This is a genomic window from Nocardioides sp. (assembly GCF_016462705.1).
In the GTDB taxonomy this organism is placed as follows: Bacteria; Actinomycetota; Actinomycetes; order Propionibacteriales; family Nocardioidaceae; genus Nocardioides.
Genome location: NZ_JAEMSS010000019.1, coordinates 1 through 13,824 on the forward strand (window position 1 = coordinate 1; position 13,824 = coordinate 13,824).

General features: G+C 72.2%; 13 protein-coding genes. 11 read left to right on the forward strand and 2 right to left on the reverse strand.

The window, feature by feature from the left end; genetic code table 11:
• Positions 1–195 precede the first annotated feature (195 nt).
• A complete protein-coding gene (locus JHD21_RS04030) occupies positions 196–831 on the reverse strand; it encodes a TetR/AcrR family transcriptional regulator (RefSeq protein WP_292671829.1) in 636 nt (211 codons plus the stop codon).
• 87 nt (positions 832–918) lie between these two features.
• Here JHD21_RS04030 and JHD21_RS04035 point away from each other — a divergent pair, with 87 nt between their 5' ends.
• Both JHD21_RS04035 and JHD21_RS04040 read left to right on the forward strand, forming a co-directional pair.
• A complete protein-coding gene (locus JHD21_RS04035) occupies positions 919–1,818 on the forward strand; it encodes an alpha/beta hydrolase (protein ID WP_292671830.1) in 900 nt (299 codons plus the stop codon).
• Positions 1,815–2,306, forward strand: a complete 492-nt coding sequence (locus JHD21_RS04040; RefSeq protein ID WP_292671832.1) for a GNAT family N-acetyltransferase — start codon at positions 1,815–1,817, stop codon at positions 2,304–2,306. Before JHD21_RS04035 ends, JHD21_RS04040 begins: the two co-directional genes overlap by 4 nt.
• 28 nt (positions 2,307–2,334) lie before the next feature.
• Here JHD21_RS04040 and JHD21_RS04045 read toward each other — a convergent pair whose 3' ends face one another.
• Positions 2,335–4,125: a GAF domain-containing protein gene (locus tag JHD21_RS04045; RefSeq protein ID WP_292671834.1), complete on the reverse strand. Its 1,791-nt coding sequence runs from the start codon at positions 4,123–4,125 to the stop codon at positions 2,335–2,337.
• A gap of 151 nt (positions 4,126–4,276) precedes the next feature.
• On the opposite strand from JHD21_RS04045, the gene JHD21_RS04050 reads away from it, so the two are divergent.
• The 9 genes from JHD21_RS04050 (at position 4,277) to JHD21_RS04090 (ending at position 13,751) form a co-directional block, all read left to right on the forward strand.
• Positions 4,277–5,347: a sugar ABC transporter substrate-binding protein gene (locus JHD21_RS04050; protein ID WP_292671835.1), complete on the forward strand. Its 1,071-nt coding sequence runs from the start codon at positions 4,277–4,279 to the stop codon at positions 5,345–5,347.
• Complete coding sequence (locus JHD21_RS04055; RefSeq protein WP_292671837.1) at positions 5,332–6,897, forward strand: sugar ABC transporter ATP-binding protein; 1,566 nt, start codon at positions 5,332–5,334, stop codon at positions 6,895–6,897. The genes JHD21_RS04050 and JHD21_RS04055 overlap by 16 nt, the downstream gene beginning before the upstream one ends.
• Entirely contained in the window at positions 6,894–7,874 is a 981-nt protein-coding gene (locus JHD21_RS04060; protein WP_292671839.1) for an ABC transporter permease, read from the forward strand. The genes JHD21_RS04055 and JHD21_RS04060 overlap by 4 nt, the downstream gene beginning before the upstream one ends.
• Positions 7,871–8,887 carry an ABC transporter permease gene (locus tag JHD21_RS04065; RefSeq protein ID WP_292671841.1) on the forward strand — a complete coding sequence of 339 codons (1,017 nt, stop codon included), beginning with the start codon at positions 7,871–7,873 and terminating at the stop codon, positions 8,885–8,887. The genes JHD21_RS04060 and JHD21_RS04065 overlap by 4 nt, the downstream gene beginning before the upstream one ends.
• Entirely contained in the window at positions 8,884–9,735 is an 852-nt protein-coding gene (locus tag JHD21_RS04070; RefSeq protein WP_292671843.1) for an SMP-30/gluconolactonase/LRE family protein, read from the forward strand. Before JHD21_RS04065 ends, JHD21_RS04070 begins: the two co-directional genes overlap by 4 nt.
• Positions 9,736–9,749: 14 nt before the next feature.
• The gene (locus tag JHD21_RS04075; RefSeq protein WP_292671845.1) at positions 9,750–11,366 is read left to right on the forward strand and encodes a long-chain fatty acid--CoA ligase; all 1,617 of its coding nucleotides are present in this window, start codon (positions 9,750–9,752) and stop codon (positions 11,364–11,366) included.
• 19 nt (positions 11,367–11,385) lie between these two features.
• Positions 11,386–11,928: a cupin domain-containing protein gene (locus JHD21_RS04080; protein ID WP_292671847.1), complete on the forward strand. Its 543-nt coding sequence runs from the start codon at positions 11,386–11,388 to the stop codon at positions 11,926–11,928.
• A gap of 130 nt (positions 11,929–12,058) precedes the next feature.
• Complete coding sequence (gene nhaA, locus JHD21_RS04085) at positions 12,059–13,288, forward strand: Na+/H+ antiporter NhaA (protein ID WP_292671849.1); 1,230 nt, start codon at positions 12,059–12,061, stop codon at positions 13,286–13,288.
• Between the two features lie 58 nt (positions 13,289–13,346).
• Positions 13,347–13,751, forward strand: coding sequence for a phage holin family protein (locus JHD21_RS04090; protein WP_292671851.1), 405 nt, complete (start codon positions 13,347–13,349; stop codon positions 13,749–13,751).
• The last annotated feature ends 73 nt before the right edge of the window (positions 13,752–13,824 follow it).

Sequence of the window (13,824 nt, forward strand, 5' to 3'; positions counted from 1 at the left end):
TCATGCGCCGCCTGCTCAAGGACGTCGCCGAGCACCGCGAGGTCGGCGACGTCACGACGCTGGCCGACAGCTCGGTGATGGACCTGATCTCCGCGGGCCTGGGCAAGGGCAAGGGGGAGGACTAGCGCGGTGGTCGAGGAGGCGCGCCAGCGCCGTCTGAGACCTCGCAAGCCGTGGCTGGAACGGTAGGCCGGCCTACGCCGGCACGGTGGTGACCGACTCGAGCCGGTCGCGCATCGACCGCGCCGCGCGCTCGTAGACGTCGGTGCGGCCGAGCAGCGACCGCAGGTTGGCCGAGTCGAGGTACGAGTCGAGGTCGAACGCGAGCTGGGCCGCGTCGACGGACGGGTCGATCTCCCCGGCCGCCTGCGCCTCCTCGATGGAGGTGGCGATCAGCCCGAGCCACTCGTCGTCGACGACGGCCAGGGCGTCCCGGACGGCGCCGGGGCGCGCGGCGTACTCGTGCATCGCCCGGGCGAAGAAGCAGCCGCCCGGGAACCGGCGGTCGCTGGAGTAGTCGAGCCAGGCGTCCAGCAGTGCCCGGACCCGGGCGAGGCCGGCGGTGCTGCGCATCGCCGGCTCGATCACCGTCGTCGCGAAGATCGCGCGGGCCGCACGGATCGTCGAGAGCTGGAGCTCCTCCTTGGAGCCGAAGTGGCCGATCAGCCCGCTCTTGCTGATCCCGAGCTCCCCGGCCAGGCGGCCGATGGAGAGACCGTCGAGCCCCTCGACCGAGGCGATGTCGACGGCACGGGCCAGCACCGTCCGGCGGGTGCGGTCCCCGCGGCGGATCCGACCGTCAGTCGGCTCCTGCACTGCTTCCTTGTCCATGTGCTGCTCAGCTTAAAGGGGTTGGCGGGCCCGGGAAACAAATAGTACGATCGTTCGTATTGTTTCTCAACCTGACGGAGTCCCGCCATGACCCACACCCACACCCGCACCAACGCGCGCACCCCGGTCCGACCGGCGGCACCGACCGGGATCGCCGCCGGCATCGGCTCGACCCTGCAGGTGCTCGCTCGGGTCGCGCCCAGCCTCGCCGGCCTGGTCGCCCTCGAGCTCTGGCGGCGGCCCGGGCGCCCGGCCCTGGTCGGTCCCGACGAGCGGGCGGTGATGGCCGCGGCGCGGGTGGGTGTGGCCGGCGCCGCCGGGCACCCGGTGGTCACCTACACCTGGGGCGACGGCGCCCGGCCGGTCCTGCTCGTGCACGGCTGGGCGGCCCGGGCGTCCCGGTTCGCCGCCCTCGTCGACGCCCTGCTGGCCGACGGCTGGAGCCCGGTGGCGTACGACGCCTGGGCGCACGGCGCCACCCGCGGCCCAGCCCGGACCATCCCGGAGCACCACGCCGTGATCACCGAGCTGGCCGAGCGGCACGGCCCCTTCGAGGGCGCGGTCGCGCACTCGTTCGGCGTGCCGGTGACCCTCTACGCGGCGCGCCACGGGGTGGCGGCCGACCGGCTCGTCACCATCAGCGGTGTGGGCGACTTCGGGTCCCTCGTCGACGTGTTCTGCGAGCGCCTGGGTGCAGGCCGGGCGGTGAACCGGGAGCTGCGGCGGGCCATCGAGCGGCGCTGGTTCGACGGCGACTCCGGGATCTGGGACCGGTTCTCCGCGCACCCGGCGGCCGGCCGGGACATCCTCGTCGTCCACGACACCGGCGACCGGGTGGTCGACCGCGGGCAGGCCGACCTGGTGACGGCGGCGTACGGCCGGCGGGCGACCATGCTGGAGACGAGCGGCCTCGGGCACGGCCGGATCCTGCGCGACCCCGGGGTGGTCGCCGCCACCCTCGACTTCCTCAGGGGCGGGGCATCGTGAGCAGCGTGGCCTACCGCCGCGGCACCGTCCGCGACCGCGCGGCGCTCCAGGCGCTGCTGTCGGCGCTGTCGCCGGAGTCGGCGTACGCGCGCTTCCAGACCGCCCTTGGTGGTGGGCCGCCGCCGGCGGTCGTCGACGCGCTGCTGCCCGAGGGTCCGCGCGGTGAGGCGCTGCTCGCCTGGGACGACGGCGACCTCGTGGCCCACGGGCTCTGGGTCCGGTGGGGACCGCCGAGGGTCGCGGAGATCGCCCTGGTCGTGACGGACGGCTACCAGCGGCGCGGGATCGGGACGCAGCTGGCCGACCGCCTGGTCGCCGCTGCCGCCGCCCGCGGTGTCGAGCGGATCGAGGTCGTCAGCGGCTCCGGCAACCGAGCGGTCGCGCGGATGGTCGCCCGACGCGCGCCGGCCGCCGGACGCGACCGGGACGGGCTGACGGTGAGCTACTCCGTCGACCTCCCCGCCCGGCGTTGGTCGAGGGCCGCGTAGCGCTGGGCGCCCGGTCTCCGGCCTGCGGTCACGAGGTGTCGGTCTGGGTCCGCAGCTCGTGCAACCGAAGGGCGACCTGCAGCTGGAGTGCCCGGTCGGGCGAACGCCAGTCCTCGCCGAGCACGGTCCCGACCCGGTCCAGCCGCTTGAGCAGGGTGTTCAGGTGGATGTGCAGGGCGCGGGCCGTCCGGCTCAGGTTGCCCGCGTGGTGGAAGTACGTCGTGAGCGTCGCCACCAGCTGGGTCGACCGCCGGAGGTCGTACCGGACGAGTGGCTCGATCGACCCCGCGAGCAGCTGGTCGAGGTCCTGGGCGCGTTCGGGGTCGAACAGCAGGGCGAACATGGCGTACTGGTCCGCCGTGGTCGCCTGGTCGACCACCCCCAGGGACTGCATGAGGGCGCAGCAGCGGCCGGCCCGGTCGAAGGCGCGGCCCCAGGTGTCACCGGTGACCGGCTCGGCGACGACCCGCACCGGCGTCCCGAGGTCCCGCCGCAACCGGTCGTGGACGGCCCGCGCCGCCTGAGCCAGGTCGGCCGCGGGGAGCAGCAAGGTCGCACGACCGAGGTGCTCGCCCGCCAGACCGCCCCGCTCCTGGGAGAGAGCATGCAGTCGGCGGCTGGTCTCGGCGGCTGTCCTGGTCGCGGACTCGGCGACGACCAGCACGTTGAGCGCGGCGATGTCGATCCCACGCGTCTGCGCCCGGGCCCGCAGGGCGGGGCCGACGGGCGGCGTCGAGACCAGGAGCTCGGTGAGCAGCTCACCGCTCACCCGCTCCTCGGCCTCCGCCACCGCGGTCTCCTTGAGGATCAGCAGGCCCATGATCTGAGCTGCCCGTTCCAGCGTGCGGATGTCGACCGGCGCAGGTTCGTGGGTGCGGGTCAGGAGCAGCGCCCCGAGGTGGGTGTCACCTGCCTGGATCGTCGCCGCGGTGTGCCACAGTCCCGTGCTGTCGGTGGTCGTCGCCCACCGTCCTGACTGCCTGGCCTGTTCGACGGCGTCCGGGGACGGACGCTGCACAGGCTGCTCGACCTCGCCGTCGTGGTGACACTTGGCGGTGACCGCGCCGGTCCGGTCGAAGACCGTCACCGCGCCGCGGAGGTGCTGGACCAGGAGCCGGGCGACCTCCTCGGCTCCACCTCCCTTCAGCACGACGCGGGTGAGGGACTCGTGGACCGACTGGGCGCGCTCCATCACCGCGACCTGTTCCTCGATGGTCACGTACGCCGACTGGAGCTGCTTGAGGGCGGAGCGGCTCTCGTCGTAGAGCCGGGCGTTGTTGAGCGCAACCGCCGCGTGGTCCGCAAACGCGCTCAGCAGCGCCACCTCGTCGTGCTCGAAGGGCCGTTCGGTCCGGTCGGCCGCGAAGAGGACCCCGATGACCTCGTCGCCCACGAGGAGCGGGACCCCCAGGAGGGCGACCATGCCCTCCGGGAGCACGAGGTCGTCGAACGCCTCGTCGTGGGGGACGTCCTTGGTCTCCAGGTAGTTGCTCACCCAGGCGGGGGCGCCCGTGGCGATGACCCGTCCACCCACGCCCGTGCCGGAGGGGACGCGTGCTGCGCTGAAGGTCGAGGAGATGAGGCCCTCCGAGGCCTTCAGCATCAGCTCCCCGTCCGGGCTCAGGAGGGACAGGTACGTGAAGTCCGTGCCGATGAGCTCGTGGGCCTGGCGCACGATCGAGTCGAGCACCGTGTCGATCTCGCCGAGGGCGGTCAGGGACCGCGCCGTGGCGTAGAGCGACCCGAGCTCACGCTCCCGGCGGAGACGGTAGGACGCGAGGTCCGGACTGGCCGTCCGGTACTCGCTGGTCCCGGTCACGGCTGTCTCGGTTCGAGCATGGGTGGACATTATCTCCACCAACCCTGTCGAAACAGTGGGCGGATCATCCCTCTTCAGAGGTGACGGGCGCCACCTAGGTTCCCCGTTGTGTGGCAGGCGCCACATGGAGCCTTTGATCCCAGGAGTCCCCATGATCACGTCCAAGACCCCGCTCCCGTCCGGAGCGACCCGACCACCCGCACCGTCGCGCCGCCGCGCTGCGGCGCTCAAGCTCACCGCGGTGGTGCTCGGCGTCACGCTCGTCGCCGCCGGCTGCGGCGACTCGTCGGAGAACGGGTCGGCCGGGGACGGCGGTGGCGGGGGTCTCGACGGCAAGACGATCAACTTCGTCGGCTACGGCAGCGACAACCCGTGGGGCGCCTACTTCAACAAGGTCTTCACGGACAAGCTGGAGGCGGAGGGCGCGGAGGTCGTGGACCTCACGACGATGGACCCCGGCACCGCGGTGACGAACTTCAACCAGGCCATCTCCAACCGGCCCGACCTCATCGTGGCCGCGCTGCTGGACACCTCGTCCATGGTCGTGCCCATCCAGAAGGCGAAGCAGGCCGACATCCCGGTCCTGGTCTTCGACGGACGTCCGGACCCGTCGGTCGACGGCGACGTGATGCAGGTGCTGTCGGACAACGAGGCGCTCGGCGTCGCCGCTGCGCAGAACCTCGTCGAAGGCATGCAGGCGCAGGGCAAGGACTCGGGGAGCATCATCGCCATCACCGGGACCAAGTCCGGCTTCGCGTCGCAGGACCGGATGACCGGCTTCGACGCCGAGATGGCCAAGACGCCCGAGTACGAGGTCATCGAGGTCGAGGACGGCAACTGGGATCCCGCCCTGACCGGCAAGATCGCCACCCAGCTCATCGCCAAGCACGGCTGCGAGGGGATCCAGGGTGCCTATGGCATGGCCAACTACCAGGCGGTCGCGATCATCGCCTCCGCCGAGCAGGCCGGCTGCGAGGTGGGCGGTGACAACGGCTGGATCGTCACCGGCAGCAACTGCTTCAAGGCAGGCATCGACGCCATCAAGGCCGGCACGCTCTACGGCACCGCCACCGAGGACCCCGGCACCATCGCCGAGCAGACCGCCGACTACGTGGCGCGCTACTTCAACGGTGAGGACCCGCCGCAGAAGGAGATCGTGCAGGAGGAGCGGGTGACCGCCGACAACGTGGACCAGTTCGAGGCGCAGTGCAGCAACGCCTGACCTCCTCGTCCCCGCGGACCAGCGAGCCGCTGGTCCGCGTGGACGGCCTCGCCAAGAGCTACGGCAGCACCCGTGCCGTGCGCGCGGCGTCGTTCAGCATCGCCGCCGGTGAGATTCACGCGCTGTGCGGGCACAACGGAGCCGGGAAGAGCACGGTCGTCAAGATGCTGTCGGGTCAGGAGACCCCGGACGAGGGTGCGATCCACCTCGGCGGGGAGGCACTGGACCTGCGGACCAGGCAGGTGGCCCAGCGCCACGGCGTGGCCCTCGTCGACCAGGAGCTCAGTGTCGTGCCGTCGCTGACGGTGGCCGAGAACCTCGTGCTCGGCGACGGGCGGACCCCGTGGGTCAACCGCCGCGCCTCACCGCGGTCCCGGGCGCTGCTCGACAGCGTGGGACTCGAGCACGTCGGCCTGGACCAGCCGCTGGGTTCCCTGGGCATCGGTGAACGTCAGCTCATCGAGGTCGCCCGGGCCCTGGGCCAGGACGCCCGACTGGTGATCCTCGACGAGCCGACCGCCACCCTCAGCGACGTCGAGAGCGAGTACGTCTACGCGTCGGTGCGGAAGGTGGCGGCGGCCGGCTGCGCCGTCCTGTTCGTCTCCCACCGGCTCGGAGAGGTGCTCACCCTGTGCGACCGGGTCACGGTGATGCGTGACGGGCAGGTCGTCGCGACCTCCACGTCCGGCGAGCTCACGATCGACTCGTTGATCGAGCAGATGCTGGGCGAGGCGCCCCACCACCCGCAGAAGGTGACGGCCGCCGAGGTCGACCGCGACGTCGTGCTGTCCGTCGAGGGCCTGACCGTCCCGGGGCGCGTCCAGGACTTCGCCCTGTCCTTGCAGGCTGGCCGGGTGTACGCCGTGGCCGGCCAGCTGGGGTCGGGCGCCTCCGACGTCCTGCGCGCGATCGCCGGTCTGGTCCCCGAGGCCACCGCCTCCGTCACCGTCGACGGGGCGCGGGTCGCCGTGGGCCGGCCGATCGCGGCGGTCCGCGCCGGCATCGCCTTCGTCTCCAACGACCGCAAGTCCGAAGGGCTGTTCCTCGACAAGCCGGTCAGCTGGAACCTGCTCGCGACCCGGCTGCCGGACGTCACCCGGCTCGGTGTCGTGAGCCGCCGGCGGTGGACGGCGCGGCTGTCGGCACTCGTCGAGCTGTGCGGCCTCGACCGGGGCCGGGTCGGGCAGAGCGTGGGCGCGCTGAGCGGCGGCAACCAGCAGAAGGTCTTCGTCGGCCGGTGCCTGGGCCGCGACGACGTGCGGGTCCTGCTCCTCGACGAGCCCACGCGGGGGGTCGACGTCGGTGGCCGGGCAGCGATCCACACCCTGCTGCGCGACGCCGCGGGGGCGGGGTTGGCGGTGCTGTTCAGCTCCACCGAGCTCGAGGAGCTGCTGGACCTCGCCGACGTCGTGGTGACGATGCACAAGGGCGTCGTGGTGCAGCGACACGAGGGCGAGCCCGCGAGCGCGGTGCTCCTGCGGGAGATGACCCACGGAGCGGGCGACTCGGCGGCGCACGGTGCCGTTGTCGCTGCGGGAGGCGACCGGTGAACGCGCTGTCCGCGCCGGCGGCGCCACCGCGGCAGCGGGACGGGCTGCGGCATCGTCCCCGGCTGGCCGTCGACGCCGTCGTGGTCGCCGGCGTGCTGGCCGTGGTCGCTGTCGGCCTGTCCACCGACCGCTTCGTGACCGTCGCCAACGCGAAGGCCATCATCACCTCGGCCAGCCTCGTCGGCATCGCGGCGCTGGGTCTGACGCTGATCATGATCGGCGGCTCCGCGGTCTCGCTCGCCATCTCCCAGAGCGTCGCCGCGATCGGCATGATCTTCCTGTCCGCCCAGTCACTGGGACTGATCCCGGCCCTGGTCATCGCGGTCGTGGTGGGTGCCCTCATCACGGGGCTCCAAGGAGCGGTCGTCGGCTACGCCGCGGCCAACCCGGTGGTGCTGACGATCGCGGCGAGCTTCGCCATCGCCGGACTGGCCACCGGCATCAGCGGCGGGGTGTCCGTCGCGCCCTCCGGTCTCGGCTACGACCACCTCAACGCGACGCCCGGCGGGGTCGCGCTCAGTGTCTACGTCCTCCTGGTGCTCGCGCTGTCCCTCGAGTGGGTCCTGCGGCGCACCGCCTTCGGCCGCTCCCTCTACATGGTCGGCGAGAACCGGGTGGCCGCGCGGGCCGCGGGGATGCCGGTCGGACGCACGACCACGGTGGCCTGGCTGGCCGCCGGGGCGCTGTTCGCCGTGACCGCGGTCTTCACCGCGGCCTTCAACACCTCCGCCAACGTCAACCTGGGGGGCACCCTCACCTTCGACGCCATCGCCGCGGTCCTGGCCGGGGGAACGCCGATCTCGGGTGGCCGCGGCTCCGCGCTGCGGACCCTGGCCGGCGCGCTCCTCGTCTCGGCCGTCTCGGACATCCTCCTCCTGCGCGGCTACTCGACCGGCGTCCAGGTGATGGTCAAGGGGCTCATCGTCCTGGCCGTCGTCGTCCTGGTCCACCTGCGCACCCGGGAGAGCCACGCATGATGCTCGCCCGGGTCACGCGCCCCGACGTGCTGCTCCCTCTGACCGCGGTCGGGCTCACCGCGATCGCGTTCGCGATGGTGCCGGTCTACACCGACACCACCCTCACCACGTTCGACGTCTACAACACCCTCCAGATCTTCGCCCGCCTCGGCCTGGTCGCCCTCGCCCTGGGGATCACCATGATCGCCGGGGAGTTCGACCTGTCCGTGGTGGGGACCTACGCCCTGGGCGGGATGCTGACCGTCCAGGCCGGCCAGGAGAGCTGGGCCCACGGCGTGCTCGCCGCCGTCGGGGCGGGAGCGGCGATCGGGCTGGTGCAGGGCTGCGTGATCGCCGGGCTCCGGCTCCCGTCGATGCCGGTCACCCTCGCGACGTACATCGCCCTGCTGGGTCTCACCAGCGCCCTCTCCGGAGGGCTGACCAAGACCTACTCGAACCCGGAGGTCACCTTGTGGGTCGACCAGGTGGTGCTGACCTACTTCTCCCCGCGCAGCCTGGTCACCCTCGGCCTGTTCGTCCTCGCGGCGGTGATCCTCGCCGGCACCCGCTGGGGGCGTGAGCTGCGGGCCATCGGTGGGGACCGGCGGGCCAGCCGGGTGGCCGGGGTGCGGGTCAACCGGCTGCTGGTCGGGACCTTCGTGGTCTCCGGCGCCCTGTCCGCGCTCGGCGGGTCGCTGCTCAGCTTCAGCCTCGGGTCCGCGAACCCCGACCCGGGTGTCCAGCCACTCATCCTCGCGGCGGCGGCGGCCCTGCTGGGCGGGGTGTCCCTGGCCGGCGGCCGCGGCAGCCCGCTCGGCCTGCTCGGGGGGATCCTCGCCGTGGCCCTGCTCGCCGAGATCGCCACCGTCGCCGCCTTCCCCGGCTACGTCGCCCAGCTGTTCTACGCCGGGCTGCTCGGCGTCATCGTCATCGTCGACGCACCCGACCTGCACCACACCGTGACCCGCCTCCGAGCCCGGCTCCGCCCACCGGGCGGCGGCGGGACCCGCCCCCTCAGCCAGGAGACGCCATGACCGACCTGTCCCTGATCTTCGCCGACCTCCGCTTCCCGGAAGGAGCCCGGTGGCACGAGGACCGGCTCTGGTTCTCCGACATGCACACCGGGCAGGTCTTCAGGTCGAACCCCGCCGCGAGGACCCTCGAGGAGATCGCCGTCGTCGACGACCAGCCGTCCGGCCTGGGCTGGCTGCCCGACGGGTCCCTGCTGGTCAGCTGCATGCTGAGCCGCACGGTCCGCCGGCTGGGCGCGGACGGGAAGACGACCGTCTTCGCGGACGTGTCGGCGCTCACCGACGCTCCCGTCAACGACCTGGTCACGGACCGGCTCGGGCGCACCTTCCTCGGGGGGTTCGGCTACGACCTCTACGCGGACGCAGCGCAGAAGCCGGGGCCGATCTTCAGCATCGACCCGGACGGCACCCCGACCGTCGCGGAGGACGACATGGTCTTCCCGAACGGCTCGGTCATCCTTCCCGGCACCGCCACGCTGGTCGTCGCGGAGACCTGGGGGGCGCGCCTCACCGCCTTCGACATCACCGACGACGGCGCCCTGACCGGCAAGCGGGTCTGGGCGGAGCTTCCCAGCGGCTCGACCCCGGACGGCATCTGCGTCGACACGGCGGGCGCGGTCTGGGTCTCCTCCATCACCACCTCGCAGTTCATGCGGGTCGAGGCCGGCGGCCGGGTCACGCGGGTGATCACCGTGGAGGGACGCTGCGCCACGGACTGCGTCCTGGGCGGACCCCAAGGCACCACGTTGTTCCTCCTCACCTCGAACAGCTGGCAGCCGTCCGAGACCACCGCGCGGGCCGGACGGATCGAGGCCGTCGAGGTCGACGTCCCGGGCCCCGGGCCCGCATGACGATGCGCGGCCTCATGCAGGACCGTCCCCTCACGGTCCCCACCCTGCTGTCCCGCGCCGAGACGTCGTTCGGGCACAAGCGCGTGATCACCGGAGGGACGTCCGACACCGTGGCCACCTGGGCGGACGTGGCGCCTCGGGTCCGGCGCCTCGCCCACGCCCTGGACGCGCTGGGCGTGCCGCCGGGAGCCTGCGTGGGGACGTTCGCGTGGAACAGCCAGCGCCACGTCGAGCTCTACCTCGGCATCCCCAGCTCCGGCCGGGTCCTGCACACGGTCAACCACCGGCTGCACGGCGAGCAGATCACCTTCATCGTCAACGACGCCGCCGACGAGGTCCTCTTCGTCGACCGGACCATCCTGCCGGTGGTGTGGCCGCTCGTCGCGTCGTTCGGGTCGGTCCGCCACGTCGTCGTGATGGACGACGGTGGAGACATGCCGATCCCGGACGACCCGCGGATCCTCGACTACGAGGAGCTGCTCGGCGACCAGACCGACCGGCCGATCGCGACAGACGTCCGCGACGAGAACACAGCAGCCTCGCTGTGCTACACCTCCGGCACGACCGGCAACCCCAAGGGGGTCCTGTACAGCCACCGGTCGGTCGTGCTCCACAGCCTGCTGCTCCTCGGCGCCGACGTCTTCGCCTTGAGCGAGCAGGACGTCGTGGCGCCGATCGTCCCGATGTTCCACGTCAACGCGTGGGGCCTGCCGTACGCCGCCATGCAGTGCGGCGCGGACCTGGTGCTGCCCGGGCCAGCCACCTCGGCCGAGGAGCTGGTGTCCCTGCTGGCGCGGCACCGGGTGACGTTCACCGCCGCGGTCGCCACGGTGTGGCGCGACATGGTGCCCTCGCTGCGGGGTCACGACCTGAGCAGCATGCGGCACATCGCCTGCGGTGGGGGAGCGGTCGACGACGCCCTCTCGCGGCGCTACGAGGAGGCGATCGGCATCCCGCTGACCAACGCCTGGGGCATGACCGAGACCAGCCCGGTCGTGACGACCTCGCGGCTGGGGACGCAGCACCGGGACCTCGCCGGCGAGGCCCGGCGGCTCCTGCTCGGCAGCCCGGGCCCGGCCGTGCCGCTGACCGAGATCCGGGTCGTGTCCGACGACGGGGCCGAGCAGCCCCGCGACGGCACGAGCCCGGGGGAGCTCCAGGTGGCCGGCGCGACCATCGCCAGCGGCTACTTCGGCGCCGACCCTGGCACGGACAGCTTCACCGCCGACGGCTGGCTGCGGACCGGCGACGTCGCCACCATCGACCAGTGGGGCTACCTGCGGATCGTCGACCGGACCAAGGACCTGGTGAAGTCCGGCGGGGAGTGGATCTCGTCGGTGCAGCTGGAGAACGCGATCATGGCCGACCCGCGGGTCAAGGAGGCGGCCGTCATCGGCATCGTGGACCCGCGCTGGGGCGAGCGCCCCGTGGCGTGCGTCGTCCCCACCGCTGGAGCCACCCTCACCCCGGAGGACGTCCGCGAGCATCTCCGGGACCGGGTCGCGTCGTGGTGGATCCCCGAGCGGATCGAGCTGATGAGCGAGATCCCCAAGACCGCCACCGGGAAGTGGTCGAAACAGGCACTGCGCCAGCAGTTCGTCGGTGCCCAGCCAGAACCGTCGAGAGAATGACAACCATCGAGGAGCAGCCATGCCCGCCCAGCCCCGCCTGATCGTCACCGGTCACACGCCCGAGGGTGACGCCGTCTTCGTGGAGGACCGGCTCCCCGAGGCCGTCAACGTGCAGGCGCTGCCCGGCGCCGACTTCTTCCTGCTGTGGGGTACGCCGGACGGAGGCGCGAGGGTCGGTGAGCAGGCCCCCGAGCCCGTGCTCCGTCCGTACTTCCCCGGGGTCGGCGGCAGTCGGGCGCTCTTCCTCCGCTGGGCCCCGCACTCGTCCGAACCCCAGCCCGCGGTTGACCCTGAGGTCGTGGCCCGTGAGGTCGACGAGAAGCTGCCCGGGCTCCTGGACCCGTTCGAGGACGACGGCGACGGGATGCACACGACCGACACCGTCGACTACGCCATCTGCCTGGAGGGGGAGCTCTGCCTGGAGCTCGACAACGGGGCGGAGGTGACGCTCACCCCGGGCACCTGTGTCGTCCAGCTCGGCACCCGCCATGCCTGGAAGAACCGCAGCGACCAGCCCGCCCTGATGTGCTACGTGCAGATCGGGGCTGTGCGGGTCGGATAGCCTGGACGCTGGTGCGCCGGGAAGTCGGGTCGGCTCCATGCCGTCGACCCCAGGGAGTACCCCCGTGCCACAGCAAGACCCGCAGCGTTCACGCCTGTTCTCACGCGGCACCTTCCCGGAGGCGTCCCGGGTGGCGGAGATCTTCCGCGCCGAGACCACCGGCGGGCTGCTGCTGATCATCGCGGCCGCGATCGCACTCGTGTGGGCCAACAGCCCCGGCTCCGACGCCTACTTCGACCTCCGCGACGTCGTCGTGGGGCCGGAGGCCCTCCACCTCGACCTGAGCCTGGGCGTCTGGGCGGCCGACGGCCTGCTGGCCGTCTTCTTCTTCGTGGCGGGCCTGGAGCTGAAGCGGGAGTTCGTCTCCGGCGACCTGCGCGACCCGCGCCGGGCCGCACTCCCGGTCGCCGCCGCCGTGGGCGGGATGGTCGTGCCTGCGGCGTTCTACGTCGCGATCGCGTCTCTGGGTGATGGCTCGCTGCGCGGCTGGGCCATCCCCACCGCGACCGACATCGCCTTCGCCCTGGCGATCCTGGCCGTCATCAGCACCCACCTCCCGGTCGCGCTGCGCACCTTCCTGCTCACGTTGGCGGTCGTGGACGACCTGCTCGCCATCACCGTGATCGCCGTCTTCTACACCGACTCGCTGGACCTGGCGTTCCTGGGGCTGGCCGCCCTCCCGCTGCTGGCGTTCGGGCTGCTGGTCCAGCGGAGGGTGTTCTCGCCCCTGCTCCTGCTGCCGCTCGCGGCGGCCACCTGGACACTGGTGCACGAGTCGGGGGTGCACGCCACGGTCGCCGGCGTGCTGCTCGCCTTCTGTGTGCCCGTGCGGACCCGCGACGGGGACGAGGGTCCCGGGCCCGCGGAGGCGGTGGAGCACCGGCTGCGACCCGTCTCCGCGGCGTTCGCGGTGCCGGTCTTCGCGTTCTTCGCGTCGGGTGTCGCGATCGGAGGGATCGACGGTCTCCGCGAGGCGCTGTCGGACCCGGTGGCGCTCGGTGTGGTCGCGGGCCTGGTCGTGGGCAAGACCATCGGGGTCGCGGGCTCCACCTGGCTCCTGCACACCTTCACCCACGCCGACCTGGACGACGACCTCTCCTGGGTGGACGTGATCGGGCTGTCGATGCTGGCGGGGGTCGGCTTCACCGTCTCCTTGCTGATCGGTGAGCTCGCCTTCGAGCGCTCGGCCGCGCACGACCACGTGGTGGTCGCGGTCCTGGTGGGCTCCGTGCTGGCAGGGTCGATGGCGGCGGTCGTGCTGCGCGCCCGCAACCGGACCTACCGCCGGATCTGCGAGGAGGAGGAGCGAGATGACGACCGGGACGGGATACCGGACATCTACGTGACCGGTGAGGGCTGAGCAGCCCGTCCTTCGCTAGGGTCGTGGTGAGCGTCGTTCCGTCTCTGAGAGGTTTCCCGTGAGCAGCCAGCAGGTCCGGCCGAGTTCGGACGACCCGACCATCGGTCGGCTCGTCGCCGACGCGAGCCGCGACATCTCCTCGCTCATCACCAAGGAGATCGAGCTCGCCAAGACCGAGCTCAAGGTCAGCGTCACGGCCGGCGGGATCGGGATCGCCTTCTTCGCCGGCGCCGCGTTCATCGCCCTGCTCGGCGTGATCATGCTGTCGGTCGCGATCGCCTACTTCATCCACTGGGCCGGCCTGGGCCTGCACTGGTCGTTCCTGATCGTGTTCGGCTTCTACATCCTGCTCGCCGGCCTGCTGGGCTTCCTCGGGGTCCGCAAGGTCAAGCAGGTGAAGGCCCCGGAGAAGGCGATCGCGCAGGGCAAGGAGATCCCCAAGGCCCTGCGCGGCCAGAGCTGACCCCGAGTCGGCGTTACTGACGTGCAGTAGCGCCGAGTCGCCGACGTGCGCGGGCGGGCGCGCTGCCGAGTCG

Bases quoted from the DNA above. Each gene is read 5' to 3' on its own strand.
- JHD21_RS04030 (WP_292671829.1), bottom strand. From the start codon at position 831: ATGGACAAGGAAGCAGTGCAGGAGCCGACTGACGGTCGGATCCGCCGC.
- JHD21_RS04075 (WP_292671845.1), top strand. From the start codon at position 9,750: ATGCAGGACCGTCCCCTCACGGTCCCCACCCTGCTGTCCCGCGCCGAG.
- JHD21_RS04035 (WP_292671830.1), top strand. From the start codon at position 919: ATGACCCACACCCACACCCGCACCAACGCGCGCACCCCGGTCCGACCG.
- JHD21_RS04070 (WP_292671843.1), top strand. From the start codon at position 8,884: ATGACCGACCTGTCCCTGATCTTCGCCGACCTCCGCTTCCCGGAAGGA.
- JHD21_RS04050 (WP_292671835.1), top strand. From the start codon at position 4,277: ATGATCACGTCCAAGACCCCGCTCCCGTCCGGAGCGACCCGACCACCC.
- JHD21_RS04065 (WP_292671841.1), top strand. From the start codon at position 7,871: ATGATGCTCGCCCGGGTCACGCGCCCCGACGTGCTGCTCCCTCTGACC.
- JHD21_RS04080 (WP_292671847.1), top strand. From the start codon at position 11,386: ATGCCCGCCCAGCCCCGCCTGATCGTCACCGGTCACACGCCCGAGGGT.